We start from the raw sequence: 14003 nt of genomic DNA on the forward strand, positions 1-14003 counted from the left end.
CCGCGGCGCACCCGCCCGCGACCCGACGCACACCCGACCCGACCACCCGACCAACCTGACACCGCTGAATGTGACAATGGCCGGCGGCGACGTCAAGGGGGCGGGGGCCGCCTGTGGACAACCCCGCTCGGCACACCCCTCCCGTACGGGCGAGTACGCCTGGAGTCGGAGACGGATCCAGCCGCCTGGACTGACGTGCGGTGCGGTTCCCCGCCCCTACTGTCGGAACGTGACTGTGATCGCCACCGAAAGCCTCAGCAAGCGGTTCCCCCGGGTGACCGCTCTCGACCGGCTCTCCCTGGACATCGGGCCCGGTGTGACCGGACTCGTGGGTGCCAACGGAGCCGGCAAGTCGACAATGATCAAGATCCTGCTCGGCCTGTCCCCCGCCACCGAGGGCCGCGCCCGGGTGCTGGGGCTGGACGTGGCGACGAGCGGCCCCGCCATCCGCGAGCGGGTCGGCTACATGCCCGAGCACGACTGCCTGCCGCCGGACGTGTCGGCGACCGAGTTCGTCGTGCACATGGCCCGCATGTCCGGGCTGCCGCCGACCGCGGCCCGCGAGCGCACCGCCGACACGCTCCGCCACGTCGGCCTGTACGAGGAGCGCTACCGCCCCATGGGCGGCTACTCGACCGGCATGAAGCAGCGTGTGAAGCTCGCGCAGGCGCTCGTCCACGACCCTCAGCTGGTCCTCCTCGACGAACCGACCAACGGCCTCGACCCGGTCGGCCGCGACGACATGCTGGGCCTGATCCGCCGCGTGTGGACGGACTTCGGCATCTCGGTGCTGGTCACCTCGCACCTGCTCGGCGAACTCGAGCGCACCTGCGACCACGTCGTCGTCATCGACGGCGGCCGCCTGCTGCGCTCCAGCTCCACCAGCGACTTCACCCAGATCACGACCACCGTCGCCGTCGAGGTCACCGACTCCGACACCCACCCCGACGGGACGGCCGCGCTGCGCGCCGCCCTCACCGCCGCCGGGGTCACGCTCCACGCGCGCGTGGAGGAGGGCCTGCCCGGCGCGGGCCACGTCCTGCTGCTGGAGGCGGCCGGCGAGGAGACCTACGACATCGTCCGCGACACCGTCGCCGACCTGGGGCTCGGCCTCGTCCGCATGGAGCAGCGCCGCCACCACATCGCCGAGGTGTTCCGCCCCGACGCCGCGGCCGACCGGCCGCAGGAGGTCCAGCCCCGATGAGTACCGAGACGCAGATCCACAACATCGGGTACCGCAAGTACGACGGGCCCCGCCTCGGCCGCGCCTACGCGCGCAGGTCCCTGTTCGCGCAGTCCCTGCGGGGCGCCTACGGACTGGGTCGCAGCGCCAAGTCCAAGGTGCTGCCGATGATCCTGCTGGGCGTCATGTGCGTACCCGCGCTGATCATCGTCGCGGTCGCCGTGGTCGCCAAGTCCAGCACCCTCGGGGTGGACTACACCCGCTACGCGATCATCATGCAGCTGGTCATCGCGCTGTTCGTGGCCTCCCAGGCGCCCCAGTCGGTCTCGCGGGACCTGCGCTTCCGGACCATCCCGCTGTACTTCTCCCGCCCCATCGAGCGGGTCGACTACGTCCTCGCCAAGTACGGGGCGATGGCGTCGGCGCTCTTCGTCCTCACCGCGCTCCCGCTGGTCCTCCTCTACGCGGGCGCCCTGCTGGCCAAGATGGACTTCTCCGAGCAGACCGAGGGCTTCGCCCAGGGGGTGGCCTCCGTGGCACTGCTGTCGCTCCTCTTCGGCGGCATCGGACTCCTGCTGGCCGCGCTGACGCCCCGCCGCGGCTTCGGCGTCGCCGCGGTCATCGCCGTGCTCTTCATCTCGTACGGCGCCGTCACCACCGTCCAGGCCGTCGCCTGGGGCACGGACAACACCGGCGCGGTGACCTGGCTCGGCCTGTTCTCGCCGATCACGCTCATCGACGGCGTGCAGACCGCCTTCCTCGGCGCCACGACGTCGTTCCCCGGTGACGCCGGACCCGGCACCGGCGCCGGCGTGGTCTACCTGCTGGTCGTCCTCGGGCTCATCGCCGGTTCGTACGCCGGCCTGATGCTCCGCTACCGGAAGGCCGGCCTGTGACCGCCCTCCCGTCGCCCTCCACCACCGTCCGAAGGAATGGGCCGCGCCCATGAGCACTCTCACCATCGACCACGCGTCGCGCTGGTTCGGCAACGTCGTCGCCGTCAACGACGTCACCATGACCATCGGCCCCGGCGTGACCGGCCTCCTCGGCCCCAACGGCGCCGGCAAGTCCACCCTCATCAACATGATGGGCGGCTTCCTCGCCCCCTCCACCGGCTCGGTGACCCTCGACGGCCAGGCGATCTGGCGGAACGAGTCCGTCTACCGACACATCGGCGTCGTGCCGGAGCGGGAGGCCATGTACGACTTCCTCACCGGCCGCGACTTCGTCCTCGCCAACGCCGAACTGCACGGCCTCGGCGCCGCGGAGGCGCAGCGCGCCCTCGCGACCGTCGAGATGGAGTACGCGCAGGACCGGCGGATCTCCACGTACAGCAAGGGCATGCGGCAGCGGGTGAAGATGGCGTCCGCGCTGGTGCACGACCCGTCGGTGCTCCTCCTCGACGAGCCGTTCAACGGCATGGACCCGCGCCAGCGCATGCAGCTGATGGACCTGCTGCGGCGGATGGGCGCGGCGGGCCGCACCGTCCTGTTCTCCTCGCACATCCTGGAGGAGGTCGAGCAGCTCGCCTCGCACATCGAGGTCATCGTCGCCGGACGGCACGCGGCGAGCGGCGACTTCCGCCGCATCCGCCGCCTGATGACCGACCGCCCGCACCGCTACCTGGTCCGCTCCAGCGACGACCGGGCCCTGGCGGCCGCGCTCATCGCCGACCCGTCGACGGCCGGCATCGAGGTGGACGTCCGCGAGGGCGCCCTGCGGATCCAGGCCGTCGACTTCGGCCGGTTCACGGAGCTGCTGCCGAAGGTCGCCCGCGCGCACTCCATCCGGCTGCTGACGGTCTCGCCCTCGGACGAGTCCCTCGAGTCGGTCTTCTCGTACCTCGTCGCGGCCTGAAGGGAGCCCTCGACCATGTACCACCCCACTGTCGCCCGGCTCACCTACCGCGGCCTCCTCGGCCGCCGCCGGGCAGCGATCCTCTTCGTGCTGCCCGTCCTCCTGCTGGCCATCGCGGTCGCCGTACGCGTCTTCAACGGCGCGGACGACCAGATCGCCGCCGACCTCCTCGGCGGTTTCGCGCTCGCCACGATGGTGCCGCTCATCGCCGTCATCGCCGGCACCGGCGCGATCGGCCCGGAGATCGACGACGGCTCGATCGTGTACCTGCTGTCCAAGCCGGTGAAGCGGCCCACGATCATCCTCACCAAGCTGACCGTCGCCATCGCCGTGACCATGGTCTTCTCGGCCCTCCCCACCCTCGTCGCCGGGTTCGTCCTCAACGGCAACGGCCAGCAGGTCGCCGTCGCCTACACGGTCGCCGCGCTGGTCGCGTCGATCGCGTACAGCGCCCTGTTCCTGCTGCTCGGCACGGTCAGCCGGCACGCCGTCGTCATCGGCCTCGTCTACGCCCTGGTGTGGGAGTCGCTCTTCGGCAGCGTGATCTCCGGGGCGCGGACCCTGAGCGTCCAGCAGTGGGCGCTGGCCGTCGCTGAGAAGGTCACCCGCGGGGAGGGGCTCGTCTCCTCCGACGTGGCCCTGCCGGTCGCCGCGGCGCTCCTGGCCGGCGTCACCGTCGCGGCCACCTGGTTCGCCGGGCACAAGCTGCGCACCCTGACCCTGGCGGGCGAGGAGTAGGCACCGCTCAAGGAGCGGGCAGCGCCGAGAAGCGGGCGCCACCGAGGGTCGCGGTCGGGGTTTTCCACAGGGAGACGGGCGTCGCAGCGGCGGTGCCCGCACGGGATTACTGTGGGCCCCGGGCGCGACCCGCCCGGCGTACGACCTGCACTCACACCTTGGGGAGAAGCCATGTCAGACCGCTTCGACGTCGTCGTGCTCGGAGCCGGACCCGGCGGCTACGTCGCCGCCATCCGCGCGGCCCAGCTGGGCAAGCGGGTCGCGGTCGTGGAGGAGAAGTACTGGGGCGGCGTCTGCCTGAACGTGGGCTGCATCCCCACGAAGGCCCTGCTGCGCAACGCCGAGCTGGCGCACATCTTCACCCACGAGGCGAAGACCTTCGGCATCAAGGTCGACGGCCAGGTCTCCTTCGACTACGGCGAGGCGTTCCGGCGCAGCCGCCGCGTCGCGGACGGCCGGGTGAAGGGCGTCCACTACCTGATGAAGAAGAACGGGATCACCGAGTTCACCGGCCGCGGGACGTTCGTCGACGCCAACACCCTGCAGGTGGCCCAGGCCGACGGCTCGACGGCCACGGTCTCCTTCGACCACTGCATCATCGCGACCGGCGCCACGCCCCGGCTGCTCCCCGGTACGCGCCGCAGCGACCGCGTCGTCACCTACGAGGAGCAGATCCTCGCCGAGGACCTCCCGCAGTCCGTGGTGATCGCGGGCGCCGGAGCGATCGGCGTCGAGTTCGCCTACGTGCTGCACAACTACGGCGTGAAGGTGACGATCGTCGAGTTCCTCGACCGGATGGCGCCCCTGGAGGACAAGGACGTCTCGGCGGAGCTCGCCAAGCAGTACCGCAAGCTCGGCATCGACGTCATGACGTCCACGCGGGTGGAGTCGATCGACGAGTCGGGTCCGCGGGTCCGCGTCACCGTCACCGGCAAGGACGGCGCGCAGCAGGTGCTTGAGGCCGACAAGGTCCTCCAGGCGATCGGCTTCGCGCCGAACGTCTCGGGCTTCGGCCTGGAGGCCACCGGCGTCCGGCTCACCGAGCGGGGCGCCATCGACGTCGACGGCCGGTGCCGCACCTCGGTGCCGCACATCTACGCCATCGGCGACGTGACGGCGAAGCTGATGCTCGCGCACACGGCCGAGTCGATGGGCGTCGTGGCGGCGGAGACCATCGCGGGCGCCGAGACGATGGAGCTCGACTACCCGATGATCCCGCGCGCCACGTACTGCCAGCCGCAGATCGCCAGCTTCGGCTGGACCGAGGAGCAGGCCCGCGAGAAGGGCTTCGACGTCAAGGTCGCCAAGTTCCCGTTCACCGCGAACGGCAAGGCGCACGGCCTGGGCGACTCGACGGGCTTCGTGAAGCTCATCAGCGACGCCAGGTACGGCGAGATCATCGGCGCCCACCTGATCGGACCGGACGTCACCGAGCTGCTGCCCGAGCTGACGCTGGCCCAGCAGTGGGACCTGACCGTCCACGAGGTCGCGCGCAACGTCCACGCCCACCCGACGCTGGGCGAGGCGGTGAAGGAGGCCGTGCACGGCCTCGCCGGCCACATGATCAATTTCTGACGCGGAAAACCGCTCGCGAGGGCGGGGCGCTCCCCGGCACAGTGGTCGGCGCGGCGTGCTGCCCCACGCCGCGCCGGTCGGCGGTGCTCCCGCCGACGGGGCACCGGGACGGGGGTGTGGCGCGTCGGCGACGGAGGAGAGTCCGGACCCGTCGGGCTCACCTCGCGGGGCAGTGCCCGCCGGGCCGCGGAGCGGCCGTACCCGGCACGCCGTCAACCGTCGGTACGCCGCGAACGGCCGGTACGGGGCTCCGCCCGGTGCGCCGCGGCCGGTACGGGGCGCTGCCCGGGGCGGCCGCTTCGAGCGCGCGTGACGCGCGGGCCGCCCCTCCCGGGTGCGGGCGCCGCCCTCCCCGGGCGCGGGCGCGCCTTCCCGGGTGCGGGCCGCACGGGGCCGCCCCGGCCGGCCGCGCGCCCGCGCGTGCCGCCCGTCGCCGAGTGGGCCGCGGGGCGGCGCGGACCGGACCCGGGCGGTGGGGCGGCACGCCGCGCCGGGGGTCAGGCGCCGAGCAGTCTCTCCAGGACCACGGCGATGCCGTCGTCGTCGTGGCCCCGAGTGATCTCGTGGGCGACGGCCTTCAGCGTCTCGTGGGCGTTGGCCATGGCCACGCCGTGCGCGGCCCACGCGAACATCGGGATGTCGTTGGGCATGTCGCCGAACGCGATCGTGTCCGCGGCCTTCATCCCCAGGCGGCGGGCGGCCAGGGACAGCCCGGTCGCCTTGCTGAGGCCCAGCGGCAGGAGCTCCACTATCCCCGGGCCGGCCATGACCACGTCCACCAGTCCGCCGACCACCTGGCGCGCCACCGTGGCGAGCGCGTCGTCGTCGAGGTCGGGGTGCTGCACGTACATCTTGTTCAGCGGGGCGGACCACAGGTCCGCGGGGTCCTCCAGCGGCAGGTACGGCAGCGGGCCCTCCTGGACCCGGTAGCCGCGGCCGACGAGCACCTCGCCGTCCAGGCCGTCACGGCTGGCGGCGAGCGCCAGCGGGCCCACCTCGGCCTCCAGCTTCGACAGGGCGAGCCCCGCGAGCTGCCGGTCCAGCGTCACCGAGGTCAGCAGCCGGTGCTCGCCCGCGTGGTAGACCTGCGCGCCCTGGCCGCAGACCGCGAGCCCCTCGTAGCCGAGGTCGTCGAGGATGTGCCGGGTCCAGGGAACGGACCGGCCGGTGACCACGATGTGCGCGGCGCCCGCCGCCGTGGCGGCGGCGAGCGCGTCGCGGGTGCGCTGCGACACCGAGCCGTCGGAGCGCAGCAGCGTCCCGTCGAGATCGGTCGCGACGAGCCGGTAGGGGAAGGCGCTCACTTGGCCACGGGCTCCAGCAGCTCCCGGCCGCCGAGGTACGGCCTGAGCACCTCGGGCACGCGCACGGAGCCGTCGGCCAGCTGGTGGTTCTCCAGGATGGCCACGATGGTGCGCGGCACCGCGCACAGCGTGCCGTTCAGCGTCGACAGCGGCTGCACCTTCTTGCCGTCGCGCATGCGGACGGAGAGGCGGCGGGCCTGGAAGCTGTCGCAGTTCGACGCGGACGTCAGCTCGCGGTACTTGCCCTGCGTCGGGATCCACGCCTCGCAGTCGTACTTGCGCGAGGCGGACGCGCCGAGGTCGCCGGTGGCCACGTCGATCACCTGGAACGGCAGCTCCAGCGAGGTCAGCCACTGCTTCTCCCACTCCAGGAGCCGCTTGTGCTCGGCCTCGGCCTCCTCCGGCGCGACGTACGAGAACATCTCGACCTTGTCGAACTGGTGGACGCGGAAGATGCCGCGGGTGTCCTTGCCGTACGTGCCGGCCTCGCGCCGGTAGCAGGGGGAGAAACCGGCGTACCGCAGCGGCAGCTTGTCGGCGTCGATGATCTCGTCCATGTGGTACGCGGCGAGCGGCACCTCGGACGTCCCGACCAGGTAGTAGTCGTCCTTCTCCAGGTGGTAGACGTTCTCCGCCGCCTGGCCGAGGAAGCCGGTGCCCTCCATGGCGCGCGGGCGCACGAGCGTCGGCGTGAGCATCGGGACGAACCCGGCCTCGGTGGCCTGCGCGATGGCCGCGTTGACGAGGGCGAGCTCCAGGAGCGCGCCGACGCCGGTCAGGTAGTAGAAGCGGGAGCCCGACACCTTCGCGCCGCGCTCGACGTCGATGGCGGCCAGCCCCTCGCCGAGCTCCAGGTGGTCCTTGGGCTCGAAGCCCTCGGCGGCGAAGTCGCGGACCGTGCCGTGCGTCTCCAGGACGACGAAGTCCTCCTCGCCGCCGACCGGGACGTCCGCGTGGACGATGTTGCCGAGCCGGAGCAGCAGGCGACGGGTCTCCTCGTCGGCCTCGTGCTGCTCCGCGTCGGCGGCCTTGACGTCGGCCTTCAGCTGCTCGGCGCGCTTGAGCAGCTCGGCCTTCTCCTCCGGCGACGCCTTGGGGATCAGCTTGCCGAGCGACTTCTGTTCGGAGCGGAGCTCGTCGAAGCGGACGCCGGACGACCTGCGCCGCTCATCGGCGGAGAGAAGGGCGTCGACGAGGTCGACGTCCTCTCCACGGGCGCGCTGGGAGGCGCGAACACGGTCGGGGTCCTCACGGAGCAGGCGAAGGTCAATCACCCCTCCAGGCTACCGGTGTGCGCGGACCGGACCCCACCGCATATCACGTGGCCCCACGCGTGTCACTTTGTCCTGATTGCCGGAGTTGTTGATGATGGGGGGAGTGTCAGGGAATCGGCATCAATGCGGAGTCCACGCGCGTCACTTGTCCACAGAGCCGATGCGGCGGGAAATGTTATCCACAGGCTGTGGGGAAGAGATGTGGACTTCTGAATTGATCAATCGGGAAGTGGGGTGCCCGGTAGCGGTTTCCACGCTCAAACCTGCACTGGACACTCATTCGGGTGGGAATTCCTCGCCCTAATGGGGTGAACATGGGAATTGGGGTGACGGGGTCGACAAAGTCACCTGTGGACATCGGTGAGGTGACTACACCGATTTATCGACCTTGTCCGGATCGCGGAGGGGTGGGCCTCTCCTCGGATGTCGACTTGTCCCCAGGTTGAGAGCCCTTCCTGTGGATAACTCGCCGTCTGTGGCCGGGGTCGCCCAAGCCCTGCGAGGGCGCCCCCCCCCGGGGCCTCGCCCGGCGCCGGCCCCGCCCGTACGGTCCGGACTCGTACGGTCCGGCCTCGAGCCGCCTCTGCGTCCCGCCGGGCCTCAGCCCTCGCGGCCGTCCATGCACCGCGTCAGCCAGTCCGCCGCCGCCGTGAAATCGGAGTCGGTCGTACCGGGGCGCAGCGCGCGCACGTCCGCGGCGGAGACGCCCGCCCGCGGATACGAACCGAGGAACCGCACCTTCGGGCAGATCCGCTTCAGCCCCATCAGCGCCTCACCCATCCGCCGGTCCGCGACGTGCCCCTCGGCGTCGACGGCGAAGCAGTAGTTGCCGATGCCCGCGCCCGTGGGCCGCGACTGGATCAGCATCAGGTTGACGCCGCGTACCGCGAACTCCTGGAGCAGCTCCAGCAGGGCGCCGGGATGGTCGTCCCGCAGCCACAGCACCATCGACGTCTTGTCCGCGCCCGTCGGCGCGGAGGGTCTCGCCGGCCGACCCACCAGCACGAACCGCGTCTCGGCGTTCGCCGCGTCGTGGATGTCCTCGACCAGCGCCTCCAGCCCGTACGTCGCCGCGGCGAACGCGCCCGCGAACGCCGCGTCGTGCCTGCCCTCCTGCACCAGGCGGGCCCCGTCGGCGTTGGACGCGGCCGACTCCCACACCGCCTCCGGCAGATGGCGGCGCAGCCAGTTCCGCACCTGCGGCTGCGCCACGGGGTGCCCCGTCACCGTCTTGACGTCGGTCAGGGCCGTGCCCGGCCGCACCAGCAGCGCGAAGGCGATCGGCAGCAGCACCTCGCGGTAGATCATCAGCGGCTCGCCGGAGGCCAGCTCGTCGAGGGTCGCGGTGACCCCGCCCTCCACCGAGTTCTCGATCGGTACGAGGGCGGCGGCCGCCTCGCCGTTGCGCACGGCGTCCAGGGCGGCGGGCACCGACACCATCGGCACCAGCTCCCGCGTCGCGGCTTCCGGCAGCGTGCGCAGGGCCGCCTCCGTGAAAGTGCCCTCGGGACCGAGATACGTGAATCGCGTGGCCGACATACCGGTCACCCTAATGCGCGCCGACCCCGCGCGGCTCATGCCTCGAACAGCCGCTGACCCACGTACTCGCCGTCCGCCGGACCGCCCGGCACGGCGAACAGCGCGCTCGCCTCGTGCCGGATGAACGCCGACAGGGCGTCGCCCCGGTCGAGTTTCCGCTGGACCGGGACGAACGCCCGCCTCGGGTCCGCCTGCCAGCAGACGAACAGCAGTCCGGCGTCCGGCGTCCCGTCCGGGCCGATCCCGTCGTGGAACGAGAACGGGCGGCGCAGCATCGTCGCGCCCCCGTTCTGCTCGGGCGCCGAGATGCGCGCGTGCGCGTCGGCCGGGATCACCGGCTTGCCGTCCGCGCCCAGCCTGTCCAGGTCCGGTTCTGTCGTCTCGGTGCCGCCGGTGAGGGGGGCGCCGTCGGACTTCCGGCGGCCTATGACGGCCTCCTGGTGCTTCAGCGGCAGGGCGTCCCAGTCGTCGAGCAGCATCCGGATGCGCCGGACCACCGCGTACGACCCGCCCGTCATCCAGGGCTGGGCCCCGCCGGCGGCGACGAAGACGTGCCGGTCGAAGCCCGGGTCGGTGGGCTTGGGGTTGCCCGTGCCGTCGACCTGCCCCATCAGGTTGCGGGCGGTCATGGGCTGCGCCGTCGCGCCCGGCGAGCGGTTGAAGCCGTTCATCTGCCAGCGCACCCTCGCCGCGGCGCCCGCCTCCTGCTGGACCGTGCGCAGCGCGTGGAACGCGACGAGCGCGTCGTCGGCGCCGATCTGCACCCACAGGTCGCCGTCGGACCGCTTGGGGTCCAGCCGGTCGGACGAGAACGCCGGCAGCGGCTCCAGCTCCTCCGGCCGCCGCGCCACCAGCCCCGTACGGTCGAAGAACGACCGCCCGAAGCCGAACGTGACCGTCAGGGAGCAGGGTCCCGCGTCCCGCGCGACACTGCCGTCGCCCGGGCCCACCGGCTCCCCCGCCATCAGCAGCTCGGCCGCCCGCGACCAGCGCCGCAGCAGGGCGACGGCCTCCTTGCGCCCGGCGCCCGGCGCCAGGTCGAACGCGACGAGGTGGCCGCGCGCTTGCAGCGGCTGGAGGATGCCCGCCTGGTGGGCCCCCCGGAACGGCACGCGCGTCGAACCGACGGTCGTCAGCGCCGGGCCCGTCGTACCGGAACCGCCGCCGAGCACCGCGTGGCCGACGGCGCCACCGGCCGCGCCGACCGCGAGCCCCGTCGCACCCGCGGCGCCCACGGTGCCGAGCAGCCGCCGCCTCGAAATCTCCAGGTTGTCGCTCATGTCCAAGGTCAACCGATCTTCACGTTCTTGTCGATGGTGGTCTGATCGATGTCTGAGGTGCGCACGGTCACCCGCACCCGCCAGTCGCCCGGCATCGGCAGCTGTGCCGAGCGCGCCGTCCAGCGGCCCGGGGCGTCCCGGTCGAGGGGGACGGGCAGCGGCCCGATGTCCTGCGCGTCGAGCGTGAACGACACCTTCAGTTCGGCCACGTCCCGCGGCCGGCCGTCCGGCCCGTCGACGGCCACGCGCAGCGCGTTGCCCCCGGACCTGCCGGGGTCGAGGTTCAGCCGGACGGTGCCCTTGCCGTTCGGGCCGCCGGTGTCGAACGGCAGGCTCACGTCGACGGGACGGTCCGGCACGGCCGTGGCGGAGGCCGCCTGCGCCCGGTCGGCCCGCTCCTGCGTCCGCCCCGGCTCGGTCGCGGTGAGCACGGTCGTCACACCGAGGAGGACGACGACGACGGACGCCTCGGCGAGGACCGAGCGGCGCAGCCCGGCCCGCGCGGGGTCCGCGTCCCGGACGCGCCGCTCGCGCGCCACCGCCACGGCGGCCCGCTGCCGGGCGAGCTGCGCGGCCCGCACGGGGTCGTGCACCGGCCCGGACGCGGCCCCCTCCACGGCCGGCTCCGCCGTCTCCGACGCCTCCGGCCGCTCCGACGCCTCCGGCCGCTCCGACGCCTCCGGCGCCGTTGACGCCTCCGCCGGAAGTGTCCCGGCGAGCCGGCGGGTCCAGCGCCGCGACACCCAGCCGGCGCCCAGCAGCACGACGATCAGCGCGACCTTGGCGAGCAGCAGCCGCCCGTACGCCGTACCGGTCAGCGCCGTCCAGGAGCCCACCTGCCGCCACGACTGGTACAGCCCCGTCCCGACCAGCACCAGCACGGCGCCGAACGCCAGCCGCGAGTACCGCAGCACCGCGGCGCGCTCGATCGACGGCGCCCGGTACAGCGCGACGAGCAGCGCGGCGAGGCCGCCCAGCCAGCCCGCGACGGCCAGCAGGTGCAGCACGTCCAGCGGCATGGCGAGCCACGGCTGGACGCCCGTCGACGCGTGCTCCGACAGCGCCCACGTACCGGCGAGCCCCGCCGCGACGACCGTCCCGCCGACGCCCAGCCCGTAGACCAGGTCCTGCCGGTCGCCCGGCCCCTCGCGCCGCGCGTACGGACCGAACAGGACGGCGACGAACAGCGCCGCCGCCCCCGCGAGCAGCAGCCGGGAGGTGAGCGCGGCACCGGTCTTGGTGGCCAGGACGCCTTGGAGCACACCCGCGTCGAACGCGTCCCCCAGTTCGCCGGAGCCGGTGTACGGCCCGCGCAGCAGGAGCAGGGCGAGGGTGGCCGCGGTGAGCGTCACCCAGCCGTACGCCACGAGCCGCTGCACCGGCCGCACGCCGGCCCCCCGCGGCCAGCACGCCAGCACGAACGCCGCCCCGCCCAGGAGCACGACGAACCCCGCGTACGACGCGTACCGGCCGGCGTCGTAGAGCACGCCCACGGCACCGCCGCCCGTCCGCTGCTCCGGCAGGACGACCGCGGTCGCGGACGGCGCGCCGATGGAGAAGCTGAACGCCCCCGAGATCGGGTGGCTGTCCGCCGACACGGCCCGCCAGGCGACGGTGTACGTGCCCTTGGGGAGCCCGTCGCGGAGGTCCACGCCGTACCGGACGAGCGATCCGCTGCACAGGTCCTGGAGCTCACCGGTGTCCGCCCGCTTCCCGCTGGGTTCGAGGACGCGGATGCTGTCGTCGCCGAGGGCGACCTGCTCGGAGAAGGTGAGCGTGACCCGCTGCGGTGCGGTGGCGACCACCGCACCGTCCTGCGGGTCGCTGCCGGTCAGGGTGGAGTGCGCGGACGCCGCGCCGCACAGCGCGGTGCCGAGCAGCGCCGCCGTGAGCAGCAGCAGGGCCCCCAGCCGGCGCGGGCGCCGGCTGGGGGAGTGGGGGCGGGGATCGTCGGCGGTCATGTGGGGGTTGTTTCCTCGTCGTTCAGTGCCGCATGCCGTCGTGGTCCGACGGCTGCGGCGAGCCGTGCCCGCCGTGCCCGTCGGTCGCGGCGTGGCCGTCGTGCCGCCCGGTCGCCGGGTTGTGGGTCCGGTCCTCGACCGGGACCCGGACGTCGATCGCGCCGGACTCCTTGAAGTTCAGTCGGAGGCGGACCGTGTCGCCCTTCTTGGGAGTGCGCTTCAGCTCCATGAACATCAGGTGGCTGCCGCCGCGCTCCAGCCGGAGTTCACCGTGGGCGGGCACGTCGAAGGAGGTGACCTGCCGCATCTTCTGGTTCTTCGTCTCGTGCATCTGCACGTCGTCGGAGAGGTCGCTGGTGACGGAGGTGAGGGTGTCCCCGGTGTCACCGGTGTTGGTGACCGTGAGGAAGCCGCCTGCCATGTCGGCGTTGACCGGTTCGGGGATGAACGCCCCGGCGACCTCCACCCGCGGCTCGCCGTCCGCGGCGCCGGCGGATGAGCAGCCCGCCAGGGCGAGGCCGGTGACCAGGGCGAGGGCGGCGGAGAGGGCGGTGGTGGTGCGGCGGGTCACGGGTTCTCCCCACGGATGAGCTTCGGCAGGTCCTTGGCGTACTCCTCGACGGTGGTGCTCTCGCCGTAGACGACGTAACCGCGGTCGTTCTTCGGCGAGAACGCCATCACCTGGGCGCCGTGCATGGAGACGATCTTCCCGTCCTTGTCCTTGGACGGCGGGTCGATGCCGATGCCGAGCTGCCGGGCGCCGGCCTGGATGGTCGGGAAGGGACCGCTGAGCCCGACGAAGCTCGGGTCGCCCGCGGCGGGCAGCCACTTGGCGAGCTCGGCCGGGGTGTCGCGCTCCGGGTCGGTGGTGACGAAGACGACCTCGAGCTTGTCCCGCTCCGCCTTGGGCAGTTCCTTCATGGCGGTGGCGAGGTTGCTCATGGTCAGCGGGCAGACGTCCGGGCAGTGCGTGTAGCCGAAGTAGACCAGGGTCGGCTTGCCCTTGGTGCGGGCGCGCAGGTCGTACGGCTTGCCGGTGGTGTCCGTGAGGACCAGGTCGGGCTTGTCGAAGGGCCGGTCGAGGATCGTGCCGGGCTTGTCGGCGTCGGGGGCCACCGACACGTCGGTGACGGGGCTGTCGCCGGAGGTGGAGCCGGTACCGCAGGCGGACAGGGTCAGCACCGACGCGGCGGCGAGGGCGGCGGCTGCCAGCCGGGTGCGCCGGGCCGCCGGACGGGGCCGCGCGGCGCGGAGGACGTTGCGCATCACGTTGTCTCTCAGATCAGTCAGGG

Annotated in this window: 12 protein-coding genes; 5 read left to right on the top strand and 7 right to left on the bottom strand. The window is 72.8% G+C overall.

Translation table 11 applies throughout. The features are described from left to right. Positions 1 to 235: 235 nt before the first annotated feature. The 5 genes from LPA54_RS10920 (at position 236) to lpdA (ending at position 5353) form a co-directional block, all read left to right on the top strand. Positions 236 to 1204 carry an ABC transporter ATP-binding protein gene (locus LPA54_RS10920; RefSeq protein WP_228976362.1) on the top strand — a complete coding sequence of 323 codons (969 nt, stop codon included), beginning with the start codon at positions 236 to 238 and terminating at the stop codon, positions 1202 to 1204. Next, the gene (locus LPA54_RS10925) at positions 1201 to 2079 is read left to right on the top strand and encodes an ABC transporter permease subunit (RefSeq protein ID WP_228976292.1); all 879 of its coding nucleotides are present in this window, start codon (positions 1201 to 1203) and stop codon (positions 2077 to 2079) included. The genes LPA54_RS10920 and LPA54_RS10925 overlap by 4 nt, the downstream gene beginning before the upstream one ends. Before the next feature lie 49 nt (positions 2080 to 2128). After that, the gene (locus tag LPA54_RS10930; RefSeq protein ID WP_058942038.1) at positions 2129 to 3040 is read left to right on the top strand and encodes an ABC transporter ATP-binding protein; all 912 of its coding nucleotides are present in this window, start codon (positions 2129 to 2131) and stop codon (positions 3038 to 3040) included. Between the two features lie 15 nt (positions 3041 to 3055). Continuing rightward, entirely contained in the window at positions 3056 to 3778 is a 723-nt protein-coding gene (locus tag LPA54_RS10935; protein ID WP_228976295.1) for an ABC transporter permease, read from the top strand. A 171-nt stretch (positions 3779 to 3949) separates the two neighbouring features. Further along, on the top strand, positions 3950 to 5353 hold the full coding sequence (gene lpdA, locus LPA54_RS10940) for a dihydrolipoyl dehydrogenase (protein WP_228976296.1): 1404 nt from the start codon (positions 3950 to 3952) through the stop codon (positions 5351 to 5353). 497 nt (positions 5354 to 5850) lie between these two features. Here the strand turns inward: lpdA and LPA54_RS10945 are convergent, their stop codons facing one another. The 7 genes from LPA54_RS10945 to LPA54_RS10975 all read right to left on the bottom strand — a co-directional run bounded on the left by LPA54_RS10945 (position 5851) and on the right by LPA54_RS10975 (position 13977). Further along, positions 5851 to 6657 carry an HAD family hydrolase gene (locus LPA54_RS10945; protein ID WP_228976298.1) on the bottom strand — a complete coding sequence of 269 codons (807 nt, stop codon included), beginning with the start codon at positions 6655 to 6657 and terminating at the stop codon, positions 5851 to 5853. Continuing rightward, entirely contained in the window at positions 6654 to 7931 is a 1278-nt protein-coding gene (gene serS / locus LPA54_RS10950) for a serine--tRNA ligase (protein WP_228976300.1), read from the bottom strand. Before serS ends, LPA54_RS10945 begins: the two co-directional genes overlap by 4 nt. A 600-nt stretch (positions 7932 to 8531) precedes the next feature. Beyond that, positions 8532 to 9470 carry a prephenate dehydratase gene (pheA, locus tag LPA54_RS10955; protein WP_228976302.1) on the bottom strand — a complete coding sequence of 313 codons (939 nt, stop codon included), beginning with the start codon at positions 9468 to 9470 and terminating at the stop codon, positions 8532 to 8534. Positions 9471 to 9505: 35 nt separating this feature from the next. Next, complete coding sequence (gene efeB, locus LPA54_RS10960; protein WP_228976304.1) at positions 9506 to 10750, bottom strand: iron uptake transporter deferrochelatase/peroxidase subunit; 1245 nt, start codon at positions 10748 to 10750, stop codon at positions 9506 to 9508. A gap of 8 nt (positions 10751 to 10758) precedes the next feature. Next, the gene (locus LPA54_RS10965; RefSeq protein WP_228976305.1) at positions 10759 to 12711 is read right to left on the bottom strand and encodes a FixH family protein; all 1953 of its coding nucleotides are present in this window, start codon (positions 12709 to 12711) and stop codon (positions 10759 to 10761) included. A 22-nt stretch (positions 12712 to 12733) separates the two neighbouring features. Beyond that, complete coding sequence (locus tag LPA54_RS10970) at positions 12734 to 13282, bottom strand: copper chaperone PCu(A)C (RefSeq protein WP_308112833.1); 549 nt, start codon at positions 13280 to 13282, stop codon at positions 12734 to 12736. Then, entirely contained in the window at positions 13279 to 13977 is a 699-nt protein-coding gene (locus tag LPA54_RS10975; protein ID WP_228976307.1) for an SCO family protein, read from the bottom strand. The genes LPA54_RS10970 and LPA54_RS10975 overlap by 4 nt, the downstream gene beginning before the upstream one ends. Positions 13978 to 14003: the final 26 nt, after the last annotated feature.

It is taken from the genome of Streptomyces sp. DH12, assembly GCF_020873895.1.
GTDB lineage: Bacteria > Actinomycetota > Actinomycetes > Streptomycetales > Streptomycetaceae > Streptomyces.

Bases quoted from the DNA above. Each gene is read 5' to 3' on its own strand.
- LPA54_RS10925 (WP_228976292.1), top strand. From the start codon at position 1,201: ATGAGTACCGAGACGCAGATCCACAACATCGGGTACCGCAAGTACGAC.
- LPA54_RS10930 (WP_058942038.1), top strand. From the start codon at position 2,129: ATGAGCACTCTCACCATCGACCACGCGTCGCGCTGGTTCGGCAACGTC.
- LPA54_RS10935 (WP_228976295.1), top strand. From the start codon at position 3,056: ATGTACCACCCCACTGTCGCCCGGCTCACCTACCGCGGCCTCCTCGGC.
- lpdA (WP_228976296.1), top strand. From the start codon at position 3,950: ATGTCAGACCGCTTCGACGTCGTCGTGCTCGGAGCCGGACCCGGCGGC.
- pheA (WP_228976302.1), bottom strand. From the start codon at position 9,470: ATGTCGGCCACGCGATTCACGTATCTCGGTCCCGAGGGCACTTTCACG.
- efeB (WP_228976304.1), bottom strand. From the start codon at position 10,750: ATGAGCGACAACCTGGAGATTTCGAGGCGGCGGCTGCTCGGCACCGTG.
- LPA54_RS10965 (WP_228976305.1), bottom strand. From the start codon at position 12,711: ATGACCGCCGACGATCCCCGCCCCCACTCCCCCAGCCGGCGCCCGCGC.
- LPA54_RS10975 (WP_228976307.1), bottom strand. From the start codon at position 13,977: ATGCGCAACGTCCTCCGCGCCGCGCGGCCCCGTCCGGCGGCCCGGCGC.